Here is a 15,682-nt window from a genome sequence, read left to right as displayed (position 1 = left end):
ACAAAGCGAAGGCGTTCTTCCATGACCGAACTCGCTCTCCACGGCATCCACACCTCCCGCAGAACAAAAGCGGAAAGTGTAACCCATGTGTCCGGTACGTTCTGTCACCTATGTCTCGGGCCGCTCAGATTGGGCCGCAAAGTATGTGCGCCGCCCGCGCAAGCAAAGCGATCTCCGAGACTGGACCGCATCAATCTCAAATCATCGCGCCGGCTTATTGACTTGGGGGGCCTGCAATCGTCGCCAAGCGCCCGAGCAGAGTCGCCTCGGCCTTAGGAGTCAGACGGTAGCCTTCCGCCATCTCGACGATGTCGCCGCTGGCGACGCACGCGTCCCACCAGTCCCTTACAAACCCCTCGGCGTACCCGCGCGTGTTGAAGTCATAGGGGTCGGCGACGAGGTCGAAAATGATCATCAGCTCGAAACAAGGCGAGTCGTCGTAGGAGGTGCCGGTCTTGGGACGGATTACGAAAGCTTCGAAGGACCTGGCGGTACGAAGGCTCGAATAGAGCCAGAACATCAGTCCGTACATCAGGTGCGAGCGCTCGTCGTCGTGCAAGGCGAAGAAGCCCTTGTCGTCCACGATCTGCCGGGCCAAGGCTCGCAATATTCGCTCACCGTTCGGCAAACGGTCGCCGACGGCGGCCAAGGCCCGTACCACGATTGGTGATAACGTTCCCCGCTCGACGGTTGCGATCGCAGCAGCCCGATCCTCCTCGGCGGTGTCGTACGCGGACTCCTCGACCAAGCCTCGAATGAAGGTCTCGAAGTTGGGCGCAACGACGACGATGCTGTAGTCAGCCTCCTGGTCGATGTACACGACCTGCGGCTCGCCCCGCTTTCCGCAGGTCCGGTAGTCCAGCATAATCAGTTCGTGGCCCGCGGCCGGCGTGTCGGCGATGCCGACTCCAATCGGTGGGTAGCCCCATTTCTCGATCATGAATTTGGCGCCCAGTTCCCCGGCGAGCGAATAGGTGGATGTGCGGCCAATGGCGTAGAGCCCGTCGATAGCCACGTGGTCTTCCGCCCAGCCCGTGCGCTCTTTCATCGGGTGACAGTTACGCTTGACCATTCCGCCATTGTGGCGCCGAGCGAGGTCGATATACGCTGCCGGGAGCCGATACCCGCCCAATTCCTGCTCAACGGAGGCGATCAGTTCGTCGCTCGGCGGAGGCTCGACATATTTCTCCAGGGAATACGAACAGTCGTTCCAGAAGCCTTCGAAATCGAAGCCGTCAAAGGGCCTTATCGTCGTCATCCTCATTACCTCATCATGTTACGAGGCGTGTCTAAGTGCGCAGTAGCCAGGACCGTTGGTCGCCACCTTTCGGAATGAAAAACAGCTTATACATCACTCAGGATTGACTGACATCTCTCCGCCATTTGTGCGGGTTTGCACGCCGGGCTCGATCTAGGATACTTGCGAGCCGCGCAATTCCGCCGTGAATGCCGGATGTACGGCGCAACTCGAGCTCCTTGAGGCCATCTCCACAGTCGGCAGACCGCCAGGCATTCCTCTGCTCTACGAAGGTGAAGGCCACACGTTCGAATCGTGTCGGGAGCCCCGACAACATTGATGCGTGATTTCGATTGGCTGCTGAAACAACAAGCGCGATCGATATGCTGCCGCTCATGACGGTTTGGCTGCAGGTTCGAGTCCTGCCGGTGCGGCCGAGGCACTTAGTTGCTTTCCTTGCCGGGCAGCGGCTTCATATTTCTGCGGTCATGCCCTCAGGAGTTCATTCCGTGCCGCAAGCTATCCTATCCGCCCGACCCCTACGTTCGCGTGCCGAGTTAGCCTCCATCATCACAACCGCCTATGAGCGCATCGAACGGGACCGGCGCCGCAACTGCTGGATCTATGTGCGGCCCATGGAAGAGGTGCTGGCCGAGGCTGATGCCCTTGTGCGACGAGCGGAGGAGGGTGAGGTCCTGCCGCTGCTTGGCGTGCCATTCGGCGTCAAGGACAATATTGACGTTGAAGGCATGCCAACGACAGCAGCCTGTCCGTCATTCGAATATGTGGCTGCGCAATCGGCCAGATGCGTCGAGAGATTGACGGCCGCGGGTGCGATCTGTTTTGGCAAAACCAACCTGGATCAATTCGCAACCGGACTGTCCGGCACCCGCTCCCCCTATGGCGCCTGTTCCAGCGCTGCCAACGATCTCTATATTTCCGGCGGTTCGAGTTCCGGTTCGGCTGCTGCTGTGGCATCCGGCCATATTGCCTTTGCTCTCGGCACGGATACCGGCGGCTCGGGCCGGATTCCCGCAGGCTTTAATGGGATCATCGGGATCAAGCCAACCGTCGGCCTCGTCTCATCCCGGGGGCTTGTGCCGAACTGTCCGACGCTCGATTGTCCCTCGATCTTCTGCAATTCCATTGCCGAAGGTCGAATCCTGCTCGAGTTGACCGAAGGATTCGACAGCGCCGATCCTTTTAGCCGTCAACGGACTGCCTCGTCCTCCCAATCTCTTCGCAAATTCCGGTTCGGCCAGGTCTCTGCCGGTCATCTGAATTCATTCGGTATGGCGGAATGTAACGACCTCTACAGGCAGGCCTGCACGAGGCTTTTGGGGCTGGGAGGCCGAGCCACACAAATTGACTACAGGCCCTTCGCCGAAGCCGGTGAAATGCTCTTCTCAGGGCCTTGGATTGCTGAGCGTCATGCGGCGATCAGCAAGCTCCTGGACATGGGTCATGCAGAACTGCTTGACGTCATCCGCGACGTGCTGAGCGCAGCTGCCCGGTATTCCGCAACAGATGCGTTCGCCGCGCAACACCGGCTCTTGAAGCTGCGACGCCAGATCCAATCGCTTTTCGAGGAGATCGATGTCCTGGTGGTACCTACCGCGCCACGCCCCTTCACGATCTCGGAGATGATGGAAGATCCCATCACGCTCAACAGCCGCCTTGGTTACTACTCCTATTTTGCCAATCTCGTGGATTTGTGCGCGGTGGCAATTCCCAACGCAACGCTCGGCAACGGCATGCCGATGGGCATCACTTTGCTGGCGCCTGCGTGGTGCGACCATGCTCTGCTTGACCTTGCCGAGCGATGGCTGCCCGATGCGAAGGCTGCGCTGTTCGATCTACGAGTATATCCGAGGGCCGCGTCTTAGAGCCTTTCCCGTTCCGATGGAATCGGAACGGGGCTCTAGATTCTTGTTTTGACGCGTTTTCTTGACGCGAACCGGTATCCACTTCGCTCGAAAACGCTCTAGACGACTTCGAGATCGAGAGCGCGTGGATTGAGAATCACAATCAGGCCCCGGTGATAACGGATGACACCCCTTGCCTGCATGCGGGAAAGCTGCACCGTCACCCATTGGCGGGTTGAGCCGATCAGATTGGCGAGATCACCATGCGTGAACGGGATCCCGATCACGATCTCGCGGCCCTGCTGCGAACCGTAGATCTTCGAGAGGAAGACCAGCAGGCGATGCAACCGCTCGGTCACCGAGCGGGTCCCCAACATTTGCGCCATGGCCGAGTAGCACCTTGCCTTGAACGCGAGCGCATCCAGCAGCGCGACCGCGATGCTTGCCGATTGAAGCGCCAGCGCGCGAAGGGCTGGGCCGGGCAAGAACGTCACCTGGCTCCGCTCCACTGCAACCGACGACCATACGTGGGCACCAGTACCGAACAGATCCGGGCCGCCGACGAAATTGCCGGCGAACCAGTAGGCCAGCGTCACCTCACGTCCGGAAGGAGCTGCGTAGTAGCTGCGAATACGCCCCTCCTCGATCAGATAGATGCCGTTCTGCAGATCGCCCTGACGCCAGACATGCTTGCCTGCCTGCAGGACCTCCTCGCGGCCGATGGCGAGAACACGACGCCGGTCAGCCTCACACAACGGATCCAACAGACTGGGCAGCGACCCGACCAGAGCATCCGATCCTGCCAGCATGATGCCGGCCGTATTCCCGAGGCTTGCCGCCGACATCTGCTCGCTCCCTTGCCGCCGCAAGGGAGGGCCATTCAAGAGCCGTGCCAGTGCTTGGCATCAGGCGCCTATGTCCTGATTTCCAGTTGCTCGAACGCCTTGCGGCCTTCCGAGCGGATCAGGTCGAGGCAATCCCGCTTGAGGCCGAGATAGGCAGCCTCCGCAACGATCGCGCTGGAGCGCGGTCGCGGCAGGCTTACCTGAAGGTCTTTGAGGATGCGGCCTGGTCCCGCGCTCATGATCAGCACACGGTCAGAGAGGAGGATCGCTTCATCGATGTCGTGTGTGACGAAAACGATTGTTGCGTTGATCCGCTCGCGGAGCTCGAGCAGATTGTCCTGCATGACCGCCCGGGTCTGCGCATCCAGCGCTCCGAAAGGCTCGTCCATCAACAGCACACGCGGCTGATTGGCGAGGGCACGGGCAATCGCAACGCGCTGCTGCATGCCTCCCGATAGCGTGTGCGGATATGCCGACGCAAATTTGGTCAGCCCGATCATCTCGATAAGGTCGTCCGCAATTCGCAGCGCCTCCGCTTTCGGCTTGCCGAGGGCGCGCGGCCCGTGCGCGATGTTCCGGCGCACCGATTTCCATGGAAACAGATGTGGCTGCTGGAAGACCATCCCGATCTCGGGCCGTGGCGCGCGCATTGCTTCGCCGGCTATGAGTACCTGGCCTTCGAACGGCCGCTCGAGGCCGGCCATTGCATTCAGGAGCGTGGACTTGCCGCAGCCGGATGGACCGACGATCGAGACGAATTCTCCCTGGGCTACCGCGAGGGATACGCGATCGACCGCAATGACCGGTCCGCCCGGCGCATCGAAGACGATGCTCATATCCTCGACCCGGATGATCGCCCGACGCGCCGGGGCGGACGGCGAGTTCGTATCCACGAGCCTGAGCGACTGGTCTGGACGAAGCAAGCTCGGGGTCATCGCCACCACACGGCACGTTCGGCAAGAATAGCGAAGGAACGGTCGGCGATGAAGGAAAGCAGCCCGAGAGCTGCCAACCCTCCCATCACCTGACCCGTTTGCATGTTCTGTTGCGCGATTTCGATACGGTAAACGATACCGGCGAACGCTCCCGCCAACTCGGCTGCGACCAGCGCGTAGAAAGAGATGCTCACCGCTGTCCGAAGACCGACTGTGATATAGGGCAGCGCGCCAAGAAGGACGATCTCCCACAGCATCTGCGGCTGCGGCGTACCGAGCATCTGGGCAGCTCGGATAAGCCCGCGGTCGACTTTCTGTACCCCGATGTGGGTCGCGAGCCATACCGTGAAGAACACGCCCCAAACCACCAGGAAAAGCTTGCCTGCCTCCGAGAGGCCAAACCAGAGGATGACGATCGGCACGAAGGCGATGGGAGGAATTGGACGGAGAATGTGAAACAAAGGCGAAAGCAGGCTAGACACCAGCCGGAACCGGCCAGTCAGGACGCCGAGTACGATCCCGCCTGCGGCTCCGATCGCAAATCCCCCGGCAACGCGCGCGAGGCTCGCCATCAGGTCACCGAAAAATTGTCCGCTGCGGATCCATTCGAGAACGGCGAGGGCGACCGTCGACGGCGGCGGAAACAGCACGGCGTTCACAATGCCGGAACGCGCCACCAGTTCCCACACGCCTGTGAAGGCGGGCACGGAGAGGACGGCGACCAGTACGCTCAGCCGTCCGGTCGTGCTCGCACTGCTGCGTCCGCGGACACTCACGGATGCGCCGCCAGTGTGACGCGAGCCGGATCGAGTGCCTCCAGCGGCGCCGTTACCAAGACTTTCGAGAAATCGGGCATGCTCGCTCCGGGGGGGTGATTGCCGGTCTCGAGTCGCCAGGCGGCATGGGTCTTCAGAGTCGTGAGAATCCTGTCGTCGAGGCGCACGTGATAAACATAGTCCGGCCAGATCGAGGCCAATTCATCGCGCTTCATCCCGGTCGCTGCGGCGATGACGTCGATCGCTTCATCTGGATGCGCCTTGAGCCAACCCTCGGCCTCGATGAGGGACGCCAGGAACTTGCTGACGATCGCCGGGTTGGCCGCGAGGTAAGACTGCGTAACGACAATATTGAAGGTCTCCGAATAGAGACCTTTGGTCTCAAGCGGGATCGCGCCTTCGCCAAGAACCTTCCTCGCATTCGCGACGTGCGGCTCCCAGGTATCGAACGCATCGATGCTGCCGGCCGCCATGGCGGGGAGCATCTCCTGAGGCCTCAAATTGACGAGCGTCACGTCCTTCGCAGTCAGGCCCGCCGCCTTCAATAGAACCGACGTGTAAACTTCGCTGCCAGTTCCGGCCGTGAAGGCGATACGCTTTCCACGCAGATCGGCCTTCGTCTTGATACGGGCAGAGGCTGCGGTCATGGTCTTGAGATCGGAATATTCCATCCCCGCCACGAAGGCGATTGGCTGTTGCGCCATCGCGGCCGCCGTGACCGGTGCCTCAGCGGTTGTCGCGATATCCGCTCCTCCCCCAAGCACCGTATCGAGACACTGCTTCCCGCTGGTGAAATTGGAGACCGATATGTCAAGCCCCTGCTTGGCGAAAATGCCCTTCGCATTGGCGACAATCGCCAGTCCCGAGATCGGCCCAAGATTCTGGGCGAGCCGCGCCTTCAGCAATTCCTCGGCTGTCGCGCGCGCGGGCGACGAAAACAGGAAGGAAGCAGATAGTACGAACACGGCGGAGCGAAGAGCAACTGTTGATCGCATGCCAAACCCCTGTAATGCCGGCGATCGGAGTGATCGACCTTGCAGATAGAATCGTCTGAAGATGGAAGACCATGAAGCAATTAATCGACACGGCCCTGCTGCCCAGTTTTTGCGCAAGCAGCGCCAGCTTCCGACTGTGAGCAAGGCAAGAAACTCGCCATGTTGCCCACGCCTTGGGCGCATCGGAGCTTGCGGCAACGACACCCTGCTGGCTTTCATCAAGCCTGATCCCGGATCAATCGGAGCTGATCGGGCTTTCGATGCCGTTGCGTGCGCGGCGAAACCAAGCCCATGTCTGCCGCGTCACTGCGATATAGCCCGGGCCCCGGTAGACGATCTGATCGGCGACGATCCCGTTCAGTTTCGGCAGCGCATGGAACGGAATCGAAGGATAGGCATGGTGCTCGACATGATAGGGCATGTTCCATGCAAACCAGCGCACGAACATGGCCGTGTAGGTGGTGCGGGTATTCTGGAAGGCGCTGCGCGTACGATCGCAACCGGTGTGTTCGGCGAGGAGATATGGACGTAGAAATAATTGACCGACGATCACGGGGATGATCCAAACCCACAACAGGAACAAGCTGTGCAGCGCGACCGATGCCAACAGCAGCGCAACGTAGCCTGCCAGATAGAGGCGCGCTTCCCTCACGACGACGTGGCGCTTGCTTTCCGGAATCCAGGGTGACGTGGCGTTGCCGGTCAACGCATGGCGAAGCATTAGCCGCGCCCGGAAGGCAACCTGCCGCAAGCCGCTGTAGACGATCACCAGTTGCGCGTCCGAGGTCGGGATCGGGACCGACAGCAGTTCTGGGTCCCTCTTCGGATCCTGCGTATACCGATGATGATCCCAGTGGAACAGGCAGTAATATTCGTAAGGCAAGCCGACCGCGAACGAGGAGAGATGACCGAAGGCGAGATTGAGGGCGCGGCTGCGAAACGCCGTCTTGTGGGCGGTCTCGTGCACCACCATGAACAGGAATGCGACGAAGTAACCTTGGACGACGACCAGCGGCAACGCCCACATGATTCCGTATCGCGACGAAACCAGCCAGATCAGTGCGCCGACAACGACGATGACGCCGTAGTGGCTGGCCGCGCGGACCAGACCTCGCCAATTGCACCGCATCGACAACTCACGCAGCATGGCCGGAGTTAGCGGCTTCTCTCCAGTGGCCGTGATGGCATTGCTCATGATCGTGGTCGCCTCTTTGCGGGATCGCGCACTTGACGTGCTTGTGCGGACGTTGGAGCGCGTCAAGCGCAGACCGATCTTAGGGAGCGACGCCGCAAACGCAGAAGCAATTAATTTCACAGGTGTCCGCCGCCGTGCATCCCGAGATTTCGGCAAAAATGCGGTATCTTTCAATGGGGATTGACTGACACTCTCTCCGCCATTTGCCGCCCGACCCGCAGATTCCAGCAGGCACACCCTAATCCTCCCGCAGGAATTCCAGCACGCTCTCGAGAAACGCGGCTTGCCGCTCGATATTGAGCATGTGGACGCCGGGCAGCAGGGCGAGGTGCGATCCGGGAATTGAGGCCGCGATTTCCTCGCTGTGGCTGGCAAGAGTCACGGTATCACCGATGCCTCCGATCACCAGCGTTGGCGCCCGGATCAGCGTGTTGGTGCGCCGGAGATCGGCGTCGCGTACGACGGCGAAGCATCCCGCGAGCCCTTCGGGCGCCGTCGCCAGGATCATGCTGCGGAAGGTTTTGACCGTCACCGGTTCATCGCGGATCATCTGCGGCGGAAACCAGTTGCCGATGAACATGTTCGCCATCGCCGCCATGTCCCGTTCGCGCAGGACCCGATTGATGAGCTCATCCCACTGCGGGGCAGGACCGAGATAGGGTGACGTGTTCGAAAGAATGAGCCGGTCGATCCGCTCGGGCGCGCGAAAGCCCAGCCATTGGCCGACGATGCCGCCGAGCGAAAGACCGCAGAAATGCGCGCGCTCGACCTGAAGTGCATCCATCAACTCGATCACGTCGCGACCAAGGTGGTCGAGCGAATAAGGGCCTGGCGGAGCGTCCGATCCGCCATGGCCGCGCGTGTCGTAGCGGAGCACGCGAAACGATTCCGACAGTTGCGCGATCTGCCGGTCCCACATGTGGTGATCGGTCGCGATCGAGTTGGAAAGGATCAGCACCGGGCGGTCGCCTTCGCCGTCAAACCGGTAGGCGATCCGGCAGCCGTCTCCGGCGATGATATGGCTGATGCCGCTCATTCAGTATCTCCGTGCGCGGGTGTCGCGTCGATCTAGCGCTCGCGCCGGCAGCGGAGAATTACTATGTTCAAGCAATGACTGTCGAAGAAACGAACAAACCTGCTTCCTTCAAGCTGCACGATCTGCGTTGCTTCGACGCCGTGGCACGTTTGGGGAGCTTTCAGGCCGCGGCGAATGCGCTTCATCGCACGCACCCTTCTGTCTTCGCGGCCGTCACGCGGCTGGAGGAACGCCTTGGGCTGACGCTGCTCGACCGGAGCGGCTATCGCGTCGAGCTGACGGAGGCGGGACGGATGTTCCATGCCCGCGCCACGACATCCCTGCGTGAGATCGATAATCTTGATGGATATGCACGGCAACTGGCGGCAGGCGAGGAGCCGGTGTTACGCGTCGTGCTCGGCGATTTATGCGACCGCTCCTTGATCCTTGGCGCGCTCTCGACGTTCTTCGTTGGGCGGCAGCGCACACGCCTGCATCTTGACTATGAGGCCGTGGGTGGCCCGTTTGAGCGTCTGGGCGACGGCTCCGCCGATCTGATCTTTCACCGTGCCGACGCCTCGCGCTACGATCTGGAGCAGATCAGGCTTTGCGAGATCCGGCTACTGCCGGTCGCTGCGCCGGGCTTTTTACCCTTTGACCCCGGCACCGATGTGACGCCGCTGCAATTGCAGTCCTTCACGCAGTGCGTGATCCGAGACACAGCCCACGATACAACTCCGGAAGATCACTTCCTGATCGACGGCGCGCCGCGCTGCTCCGTGCCTGACCACACGATGAAGAAGGAATTGATCTTGCATCGGATGGCCTGGGGGCACCTTCCCGAATTCATGATCGAGGACGAATTGCGCGCAGGCGCATTGATCAACATGCAAGGGCGCCACCTTCCGGGTCGGACGGAAACGCTGGCGGCAATGCGGCGTGCCGACCGCTCCCACGGGCCGGTTGCCCAGGAGCTTTGGGGGTGGCTCAAGGGCGGGCTTGAACCGTTACGGGCCTGATGTCGCCGCGATGCGGCGCATTCTGTGATCGGCTTTTCCCTTATCACCCCTGGACGACTTTCCACTTGCCGTCCCCGGCGCGTTTCAACACCGGATCGCTCACCCGCACGTGCTCAGCCAAAAAATCGATGAACGCGCGTACGCGCGCCGGAAGCGGCGCGGTGTGGCCGACATAGACGGCGTGGATGTCTTCGCGGTCGCCGGGATTGTAGCTTTGCAGCACCGGGATGAGGCGGCCGGCTTCGATGTCGGGGCCGATGTGGAAGAGGGCGAGACGGGCGAGGCCCACGCCACCGAGCGCGAGGCGGCGGGCGATCTCGCCGTCGCTGGCGCGGGCGACGCGCGGCGGCACCGCTTCCTCGGTGCGGTCGCCGCGTTTGAACGGCCAGCCGCCGCGGATGCGCGGAAAGGTCCAGCCGATGCCGCGGTGCTCAGTGAGATCCGCCGGCGTTTTCGGTGTGCCAAGGCGCGCCAGATAGCCTGGCGCGCCGACCACCACCATGCGGCTGGTGCCCAGCTTGCGCGCGACCAGGCGCGAGGCTTTCAAAGGTCCGACGCGAATGGCGACGTCGGCGCACTCCTGCATCAGATCGATCAGCGTGTCGGTGAGCACGAGATCGAGCGTGATCTCGGGATGCTGTTCGAGGAAGCGCGGGATCAGGGGCATCATATGCAACATGCCGAACGGGATGTTGCAATTGACCGTGAGGCGGCCGCGCGGCGTCGCACCCGAGGCCGCCTCGCGCTCGGCTTCCTCCATCTCGCCGAGGATGCGCAACGAGCGCTGGTAGAAGGCCTGGCCCTCCTCGGTCAATGTGAGCTTGCGCGTGGTGCGGTTGATCAGCCGCGAGCCGAGCCGTGTTTCGAGCCGCGAGATCAGCTTGCTGACACCCGACGGCGTCAGCCGCAGTTTTCGCGCGGCCTGGGTGAAGCCGCCGAGGTCGACGACGCGGACGAAGACCTCCATCTCTGCGGAGCGGTTGGTGTCGAAGCGGGCCATGTTGAATTCACATCACAAATGATTGGATTGCAGACATTCTAATGGTTTTGCCGCAGCGCAGCTATCTGCGTGGCTCGTCTCATCCATCGGAGCCACGCATGCCTCCCGCCGTCCTCGCCCTCACCGCCGGTGCCTTCGGCATCGGCACCACCGAATTCATCATCATGGGCCTGCTGCTGCAGGTCGCCGCCGACATGCACGTTTCAGTGCCGGTCGCGGGCCTGCTGATCTCCGGCTATGCGCTCGGCGTCTTCGTCGGCGCGCCGGTCCTGACGCTGGCGACGCGGCGGATGCCGCGCAAAACGGTGTTGCTCGCGCTGATGGCGATCTTCACGCTCGGCAATGCGGCGTGTGCGCTGGCGCCGAACTACGAGCTCCTGATGGCCGCGCGGGTGCTGACTTCTCTTGCGCACGGCACGTTCTTTGGCGTCGGCTCTGTCGTCGCCACCAGCCTGGTCGCCGAGGACAAGCGCGCCTCCGCCATTGCCACCATGTTCATCGGTCTCACTGTCGCCACGCTGCTGGGTGTGCCGTTCGGCGCCTGGCTCGGCCTGATGCTCGGCTGGCGCGCGGCGTTCTGGGCGGTGACGGTGATCGGCGTGGTCGCCTTTGCCGTGGTGGCCGCGTTCGTGCCCGGCCATGTCGGCAACGGCGACAAGCCGATCTCGCTCGCCGAAGAGGTCGCCGTGCTCGGCCGGCCGCAGGTGCTGCTCGGCCTCTTCATGACCGTGTTCGGCTTTGCCGGCCTGTTCGTCGTCTTCACCTATATCCAGCCGATCCTGACCCGTTTTACCGGCTTCTCGGAAGCTGCGGTCTCGCCGATCCTGCTGGTGTTCGGCGCAGGACTTGCGATCGGTAACGTCGCCGGCGGCAAGCTCGCCGACCGTGGCCTCGCGCGCGCCCTGATCGGCACGCTCGCCGCGCTCGCCGTCGTGCTGCTCGGCCTTGCTGCGGTGCTGTCCATCAAGAGTCTGTCCATCGCGCTGATCCTGCTGCTTGGCATCGCTGCCTTCGCAACCGTCGCGCCGCTCCAGCTTCGCGTGCTGGAAGCCGCCGGCCCCAGCGGCCGCACGCTCGCCTCCAGCCTCAACATCGCTGCGTTCAATCTCGGCAATGCATTCGGCGCCTGGGCCGGCGGCGTCACCATCGATCGCGGGTTCGGCCTCTCCGCGCTGCCGCTGGTTGCGGCCGGCATCACGGCAGTCGGTCTCGTGCTGGCGCTGTGGAGCCTCCGGCTCGATCGCACGATGGCCGCCGTCGCGGCGTGCCCGGCGGAATAAGGGAGCATGACCATGGAATATCGCAATCTCGGCGCCTCGGGCCTCAAGGTCCCCGTCCTCAGCTTCGGCACCGGCACATTTGGTGGCCAGGGTCCGCTGTTCTCGGCCTGGGGCCGCAGCGGCGCAGAGGAGGCACGCAGGCTCGTCGACATCTGTCTCGATGCCGGCGTCAATATGTTCGACAGCGCCGACGTCTATTCCAACGGCGCCTCCGAAGAGATCCTCGGCGCCGCCATCAAGGGCCGGCGCGACAAGGTGCTGATCTCGACCAAGATGAGCCTGCCGATGGGCGATGGTCCGCTCGATGCCGGCTCGTCGCGGCATCGGTTGGTCGGCTCGGTCGATGCGGCCCTGCGACGGCTCGGCACCGACCATATCGACCTGCTTCAGCTCCACGCCTTCGACGCGTTCACGCCGATCGACGAGGTGCTGTCGACGCTCGACACGCTCGTGCGTGCCGGCAAGCTGCGCTATGTCGGCGTCTCTAATTTCGCAGGCTGGCAGTTGATGAAGTCGCTGGCCATCGCCGACCGCCACGGCTGGCCGCGCCATGTCGCGCATCAGGTCTATTACTCGCTGCTCGGCCGCGACTATGAGTGGGAGCTGATGCCGCTCGCGCGCGACCAGGGCGTCGGCGCGCTGGTCTGGAGCCCGCTCGGCTGGGGCCGGCTAACCGGAAAAATCCGCCGTGGCCAGCCGCTTCCGCAAGGGAGCCGCCTGCACGCCACCGCGCAGTTCGGCCCGCCCGTCGACGAGCAGCGGCTTTATGCGATCGTTGACGTGCTGGATGCGATTGCCGCGGAGACCGGCCGCACCGTGCCGCAAGTTGCGATCGCCTGGCTGTTGTCGCGCCCCACGGTCTCCTCCGTGATCATGGGAGCCCGCGATGAGGCGCAGCTACGCGACAATCTCGGCGCAGTCGGCTGGTCGCTGAGCCCGGATCAGATCAAGCGTCTCGACGAGGTCAGCGCTGTGATGCCGCCTTATCCCTATTATCCCTACCGGATCCAGGAAGGCTTTGCCCGGCTCAATCCGCCTCTGGTGTGACGGTAACTAATAGAAGGCGGCGATCGCCGCGGCGATTCCTTGCGGAAGATTCGGTTCGCTGGTGAGCGTATCGATGAAGACGGGATCGTCGGCCACCGTAAGACCATCCAGCTTGATCGGATGCAGCGGCTCGGGCGCCGCTGCCGCGGTGAGCTGCAAATCCGGGCCGGTCCGGATACCGTTATATTCGAGCCGCGGGCGCAATTGGACATTGTTGCCGAATTGCTCATCCAGCGCGAGACGCCAGCCGGGCCGCGACACCGTTCCGCTGGCGATGGCCGCGAACATGGCGATGCTATGCGGCTGCATCGTGCCGAGATTGGCGAGCGCGGTGCGCAGTCGGCTCTTCGCTTCCGCCAGCGTGACCTTCTCGATTCCCGGGTCCTGATCGGGCGAGGAGAAGTCGATCACTCTTGCGCTGCTGCGGATATTGAGGGTCTCGCCGCTTCCGCCCGCCTTTTGCATGGCGCCCTTCGTTCCATAGCGTGGCCGCCCGGCGATCGTGACCAGGACGATATCCTGCTCGCGCGATTTGATCAGATGGCTGTAGGGATCGCCGGTGATGCCCTTCACGACGAGGAGGTCGGCGAGCTTGCCCTTGGCGATCGTTCCCAATTTCGCATCCCATTTGAGGATTGCGGCCGGATTGCGCGTCGCCATCGAGACGATCTCGTAGTCGCTGAAGCCGAGGTTGAAATGCGCGGACACCACTTTCGCGGCCTTCAGCTCGCCCAGCAGGTTCTTGCTGCCGGACGGCGACCAGTCCGAGCCGAGCGCGATGGTGAGGCCGGCTGTGCGAGCGGCAACGACGTCGGTGGTCTTGCCGTACAGCAGCAGATTGCTCAGGGGCGACCAGATGACCTTGGCATGATTTTCGGCCATCGTTCCGAAGTCGGTCGCGTCGAGGGCCGTGCAGTGAATGCCGGCCAGCGACGGCTCGATGGCCCAATCGCCGGAGGAATTGCGCAAGGCCAGGAAGTGGCTGTGCGCCTTGGTGTCGATGCCTTCGCTCAAATGCAGCAGGAAGCACGACGACGATTTGAGCTCTTGATCGAACTTCGCCCAGTCCTCGGCCTCGATGTCAGGAATCTTCGAGTGCGCCTGCGGAAGATCGGGCGGGCTGCCGATCTCGGCGGCGCGCAACGCACCCTGGTAGTATTTGTGGATTGTGCCGCTCCAGTTGGAGAGCGTGATTCCCTGGCTCGTCGTCGTCCCTGCGACCATGCACTTGGCTTCGACGTAACGGACCAGGGCCGGCAGCAGCGAGCCGTCGTCGGCAAGCGCGATCGCGCTCATGGGACCGGTCACCGACGTCTTGTACGATTTGGCATTTTGCCATTGGTCGCGATTGCCGTAGAGCTGCGGCACGCGCCAGAGCGGCAGGATGTTGTAGCTGAGATGATTATGCAGCTCGATCAGGCCGGGATAGATGGTGCCGCCCGTTGCGACCGGCGCGACGGCCTCGAAGCCCGCCGGGGCCGGCTGCCCCTTGGGTAGAATCGCGGCGATGCGATTGTCCTCGATGAAGATCGTTCCGCTCTTGATGACGTCGCCTTCGGCGGCCATCGTCACGATCCGCCCGCTCAGGGCCCATCGCTTCGGGCTTGCGGCGGGGCTCATGGGATCACTCCGTCGGGAATGGCGATCGTGATCGTGCGCCGCTTGGTGGCCGCGTCAGCGCCCTGGCGCACGGCCCATGGCGTATCTCCCCGCATCCAGGCCGGCAGGCCGGCCGGAAGATCCTTTGCGATGATGTCGATGAGTTCGGACGGCTTGAAGGCATCGCCATACGGCACGAGCGTTGTCGGGACGTCGGGATGCTGCACCGCAGGCGCAAGCGCGGCGAGCGCGGCATTCCATTTGGTCAGCATGATCTTGGTGTTCGCTGCCTGCGTCGCGGCATCGTGAGCGGAGCTTTCCGGCCAGGTCGGATGCGTGATGTGCTGATAGGCGAGGGTCTTGTAGGCCGCGCCGTCGTCCGTCTTCAGCCAGGCCTTCCAGGCCTCGTCCGCAAGGCCGCCGAGCGAGACGACAGCCTCGATATTGCCCGTTGCGAGCACGGCCTTGAGCCATTTGTTGCGGTACGCGACGATGCCCGGGTCGTTCTTGTGATTCGAGCCGCCGCTCTGTCCGTAAACGCTGTACAGGAAGGTGTTCACCATCACGTAGCTCTGCGTGATGCCGAGCTTTGCCAGGAAACCTTGCGTCCGGCGCCCCGCGGTGCCGACCAGGATTCTGCGCACGATCGTCTCGTGCTGGGCGGGATCCTGACCGACGATGAGCACGCGCGCTGATCCGTCGAGCCGGCCGCGATGGAAGATCGGGCCCCATTCGATCCGGAAATCGTCGGGATCGTAGGCCTCAGGTCCCGGATAGTTGGCGCACAGATCGCGAAAGGGTGGCTGATCGTATCCGCTGTCGAATTCCACGAGCATGGCAAATGCTCCAGTGTGTGGCTGTCAGACTGGCTGCG

At 62.7% G+C, this 15,682-nt stretch carries 14 protein-coding genes; 4 read left to right on the top strand and 10 right to left on the bottom strand.

Annotation, left to right across the window (positions count from 1 at the left end; genetic code table 11):
* Window positions 1-214 precede the first annotated feature (214 nt).
* Window positions 215-1,264: an SMI1/KNR4 family protein gene (locus RAD16_RS15950; protein ID WP_458158827.1), complete on the bottom strand. Its 1,050-nt coding sequence runs from the start codon at window positions 1,262-1,264 to the stop codon at window positions 215-217.
* Window positions 1,265-1,590: 326 nt separating this feature from the next.
* On the opposite strand from RAD16_RS15950, the gene atzF reads away from it, so the two are divergent.
* Window positions 1,591-3,123, top strand: a complete 1,533-nt coding sequence (gene atzF, locus RAD16_RS15945; protein ID WP_458158826.1) for an allophanate hydrolase — start codon at window positions 1,591-1,593, stop codon at window positions 3,121-3,123.
* A gap of 98 nt (window positions 3,124-3,221) precedes the next feature.
* On the opposite strand, the gene RAD16_RS15940 is transcribed toward atzF, so the two are convergent.
* The 6 genes from RAD16_RS15940 to RAD16_RS15915 form a co-directional block, all read right to left on the bottom strand.
* Window positions 3,222-3,947 (bottom strand): Crp/Fnr family transcriptional regulator, encoded by a 726-nt coding sequence (locus RAD16_RS15940; protein ID WP_458158825.1) that lies wholly within the window; start codon window positions 3,945-3,947, stop codon window positions 3,222-3,224.
* A 68-nt stretch (window positions 3,948-4,015) separates the two neighbouring features.
* Entirely contained in the window at window positions 4,016-4,783 is a 768-nt protein-coding gene (locus RAD16_RS15935; protein ID WP_458158824.1) for an ABC transporter ATP-binding protein, read from the bottom strand.
* A 95-nt stretch (window positions 4,784-4,878) separates the two neighbouring features.
* The gene (locus tag RAD16_RS15930) at window positions 4,879-5,658 is read right to left on the bottom strand and encodes an ABC transporter permease (protein ID WP_458158823.1); all 780 of its coding nucleotides are present in this window, start codon (window positions 5,656-5,658) and stop codon (window positions 4,879-4,881) included.
* Window positions 5,655-6,872, bottom strand: a complete 1,218-nt coding sequence (locus RAD16_RS15925; protein WP_458158822.1) for an ABC transporter substrate-binding protein — start codon at window positions 6,870-6,872, stop codon at window positions 5,655-5,657. The genes RAD16_RS15930 and RAD16_RS15925 overlap by 4 nt, the downstream gene beginning before the upstream one ends.
* A gap of 16 nt (window positions 6,873-6,888) precedes the next feature.
* On the bottom strand, window positions 6,889-7,848 hold the full coding sequence (locus RAD16_RS15920; protein WP_458158821.1) for a fatty acid desaturase: 960 nt from the start codon (window positions 7,846-7,848) through the stop codon (window positions 6,889-6,891).
* Window positions 7,849-8,086: 238 nt separating this feature from the next.
* The gene (locus RAD16_RS15915; RefSeq protein ID WP_458158820.1) at window positions 8,087-8,884 is read right to left on the bottom strand and encodes an alpha/beta fold hydrolase; all 798 of its coding nucleotides are present in this window, start codon (window positions 8,882-8,884) and stop codon (window positions 8,087-8,089) included.
* A gap of 74 nt (window positions 8,885-8,958) precedes the next feature.
* Between RAD16_RS15915 and RAD16_RS15910 the strand changes: the two genes are divergently transcribed.
* Entirely contained in the window at window positions 8,959-9,882 is a 924-nt protein-coding gene (locus tag RAD16_RS15910) for a LysR family transcriptional regulator (protein ID WP_458158819.1), read from the top strand.
* 43 nt (window positions 9,883-9,925) lie between these two features.
* On the opposite strand, the gene RAD16_RS15905 is transcribed toward RAD16_RS15910, so the two are convergent.
* On the bottom strand, window positions 9,926-10,882 hold the full coding sequence (locus RAD16_RS15905) for a LysR family transcriptional regulator (RefSeq protein ID WP_458158818.1): 957 nt from the start codon (window positions 10,880-10,882) through the stop codon (window positions 9,926-9,928).
* A gap of 98 nt (window positions 10,883-10,980) precedes the next feature.
* Between RAD16_RS15905 and RAD16_RS15900 the strand changes: the two genes are divergently transcribed.
* Both RAD16_RS15900 and RAD16_RS15895 read left to right on the top strand, forming a co-directional pair.
* Window positions 10,981-12,162, top strand: coding sequence for an MFS transporter (locus RAD16_RS15900; protein WP_458158817.1), 1,182 nt, complete (start codon window positions 10,981-10,983; stop codon window positions 12,160-12,162).
* 12 nt (window positions 12,163-12,174) lie between these two features.
* The gene (locus RAD16_RS15895; protein ID WP_458158816.1) at window positions 12,175-13,209 is read left to right on the top strand and encodes an aldo/keto reductase; all 1,035 of its coding nucleotides are present in this window, start codon (window positions 12,175-12,177) and stop codon (window positions 13,207-13,209) included.
* A 6-nt stretch (window positions 13,210-13,215) separates the two neighbouring features.
* Here RAD16_RS15895 and RAD16_RS15890 read toward each other — a convergent pair whose 3' ends face one another.
* Together RAD16_RS15890 and RAD16_RS15885 are read right to left on the bottom strand one after the other, a co-directional pair.
* Window positions 13,216-14,829, bottom strand: coding sequence for an amidohydrolase family protein (locus RAD16_RS15890; protein ID WP_458158815.1), 1,614 nt, complete (start codon window positions 14,827-14,829; stop codon window positions 13,216-13,218).
* Complete coding sequence (locus tag RAD16_RS15885; protein WP_458158814.1) at window positions 14,826-15,644, bottom strand: uracil-DNA glycosylase family protein; 819 nt, start codon at window positions 15,642-15,644, stop codon at window positions 14,826-14,828. The genes RAD16_RS15890 and RAD16_RS15885 overlap by 4 nt, the downstream gene beginning before the upstream one ends.
* Between the last annotated feature and the right edge of the window lie 38 nt (window positions 15,645-15,682).

The sequence above is a fragment of the Bradyrhizobium sp. 18BD genome, assembly GCF_054185225.1.
Note: the sequence above shows the minus strand (reverse complement) of the source record. Positions and strands in the feature narration are given on the sequence as shown.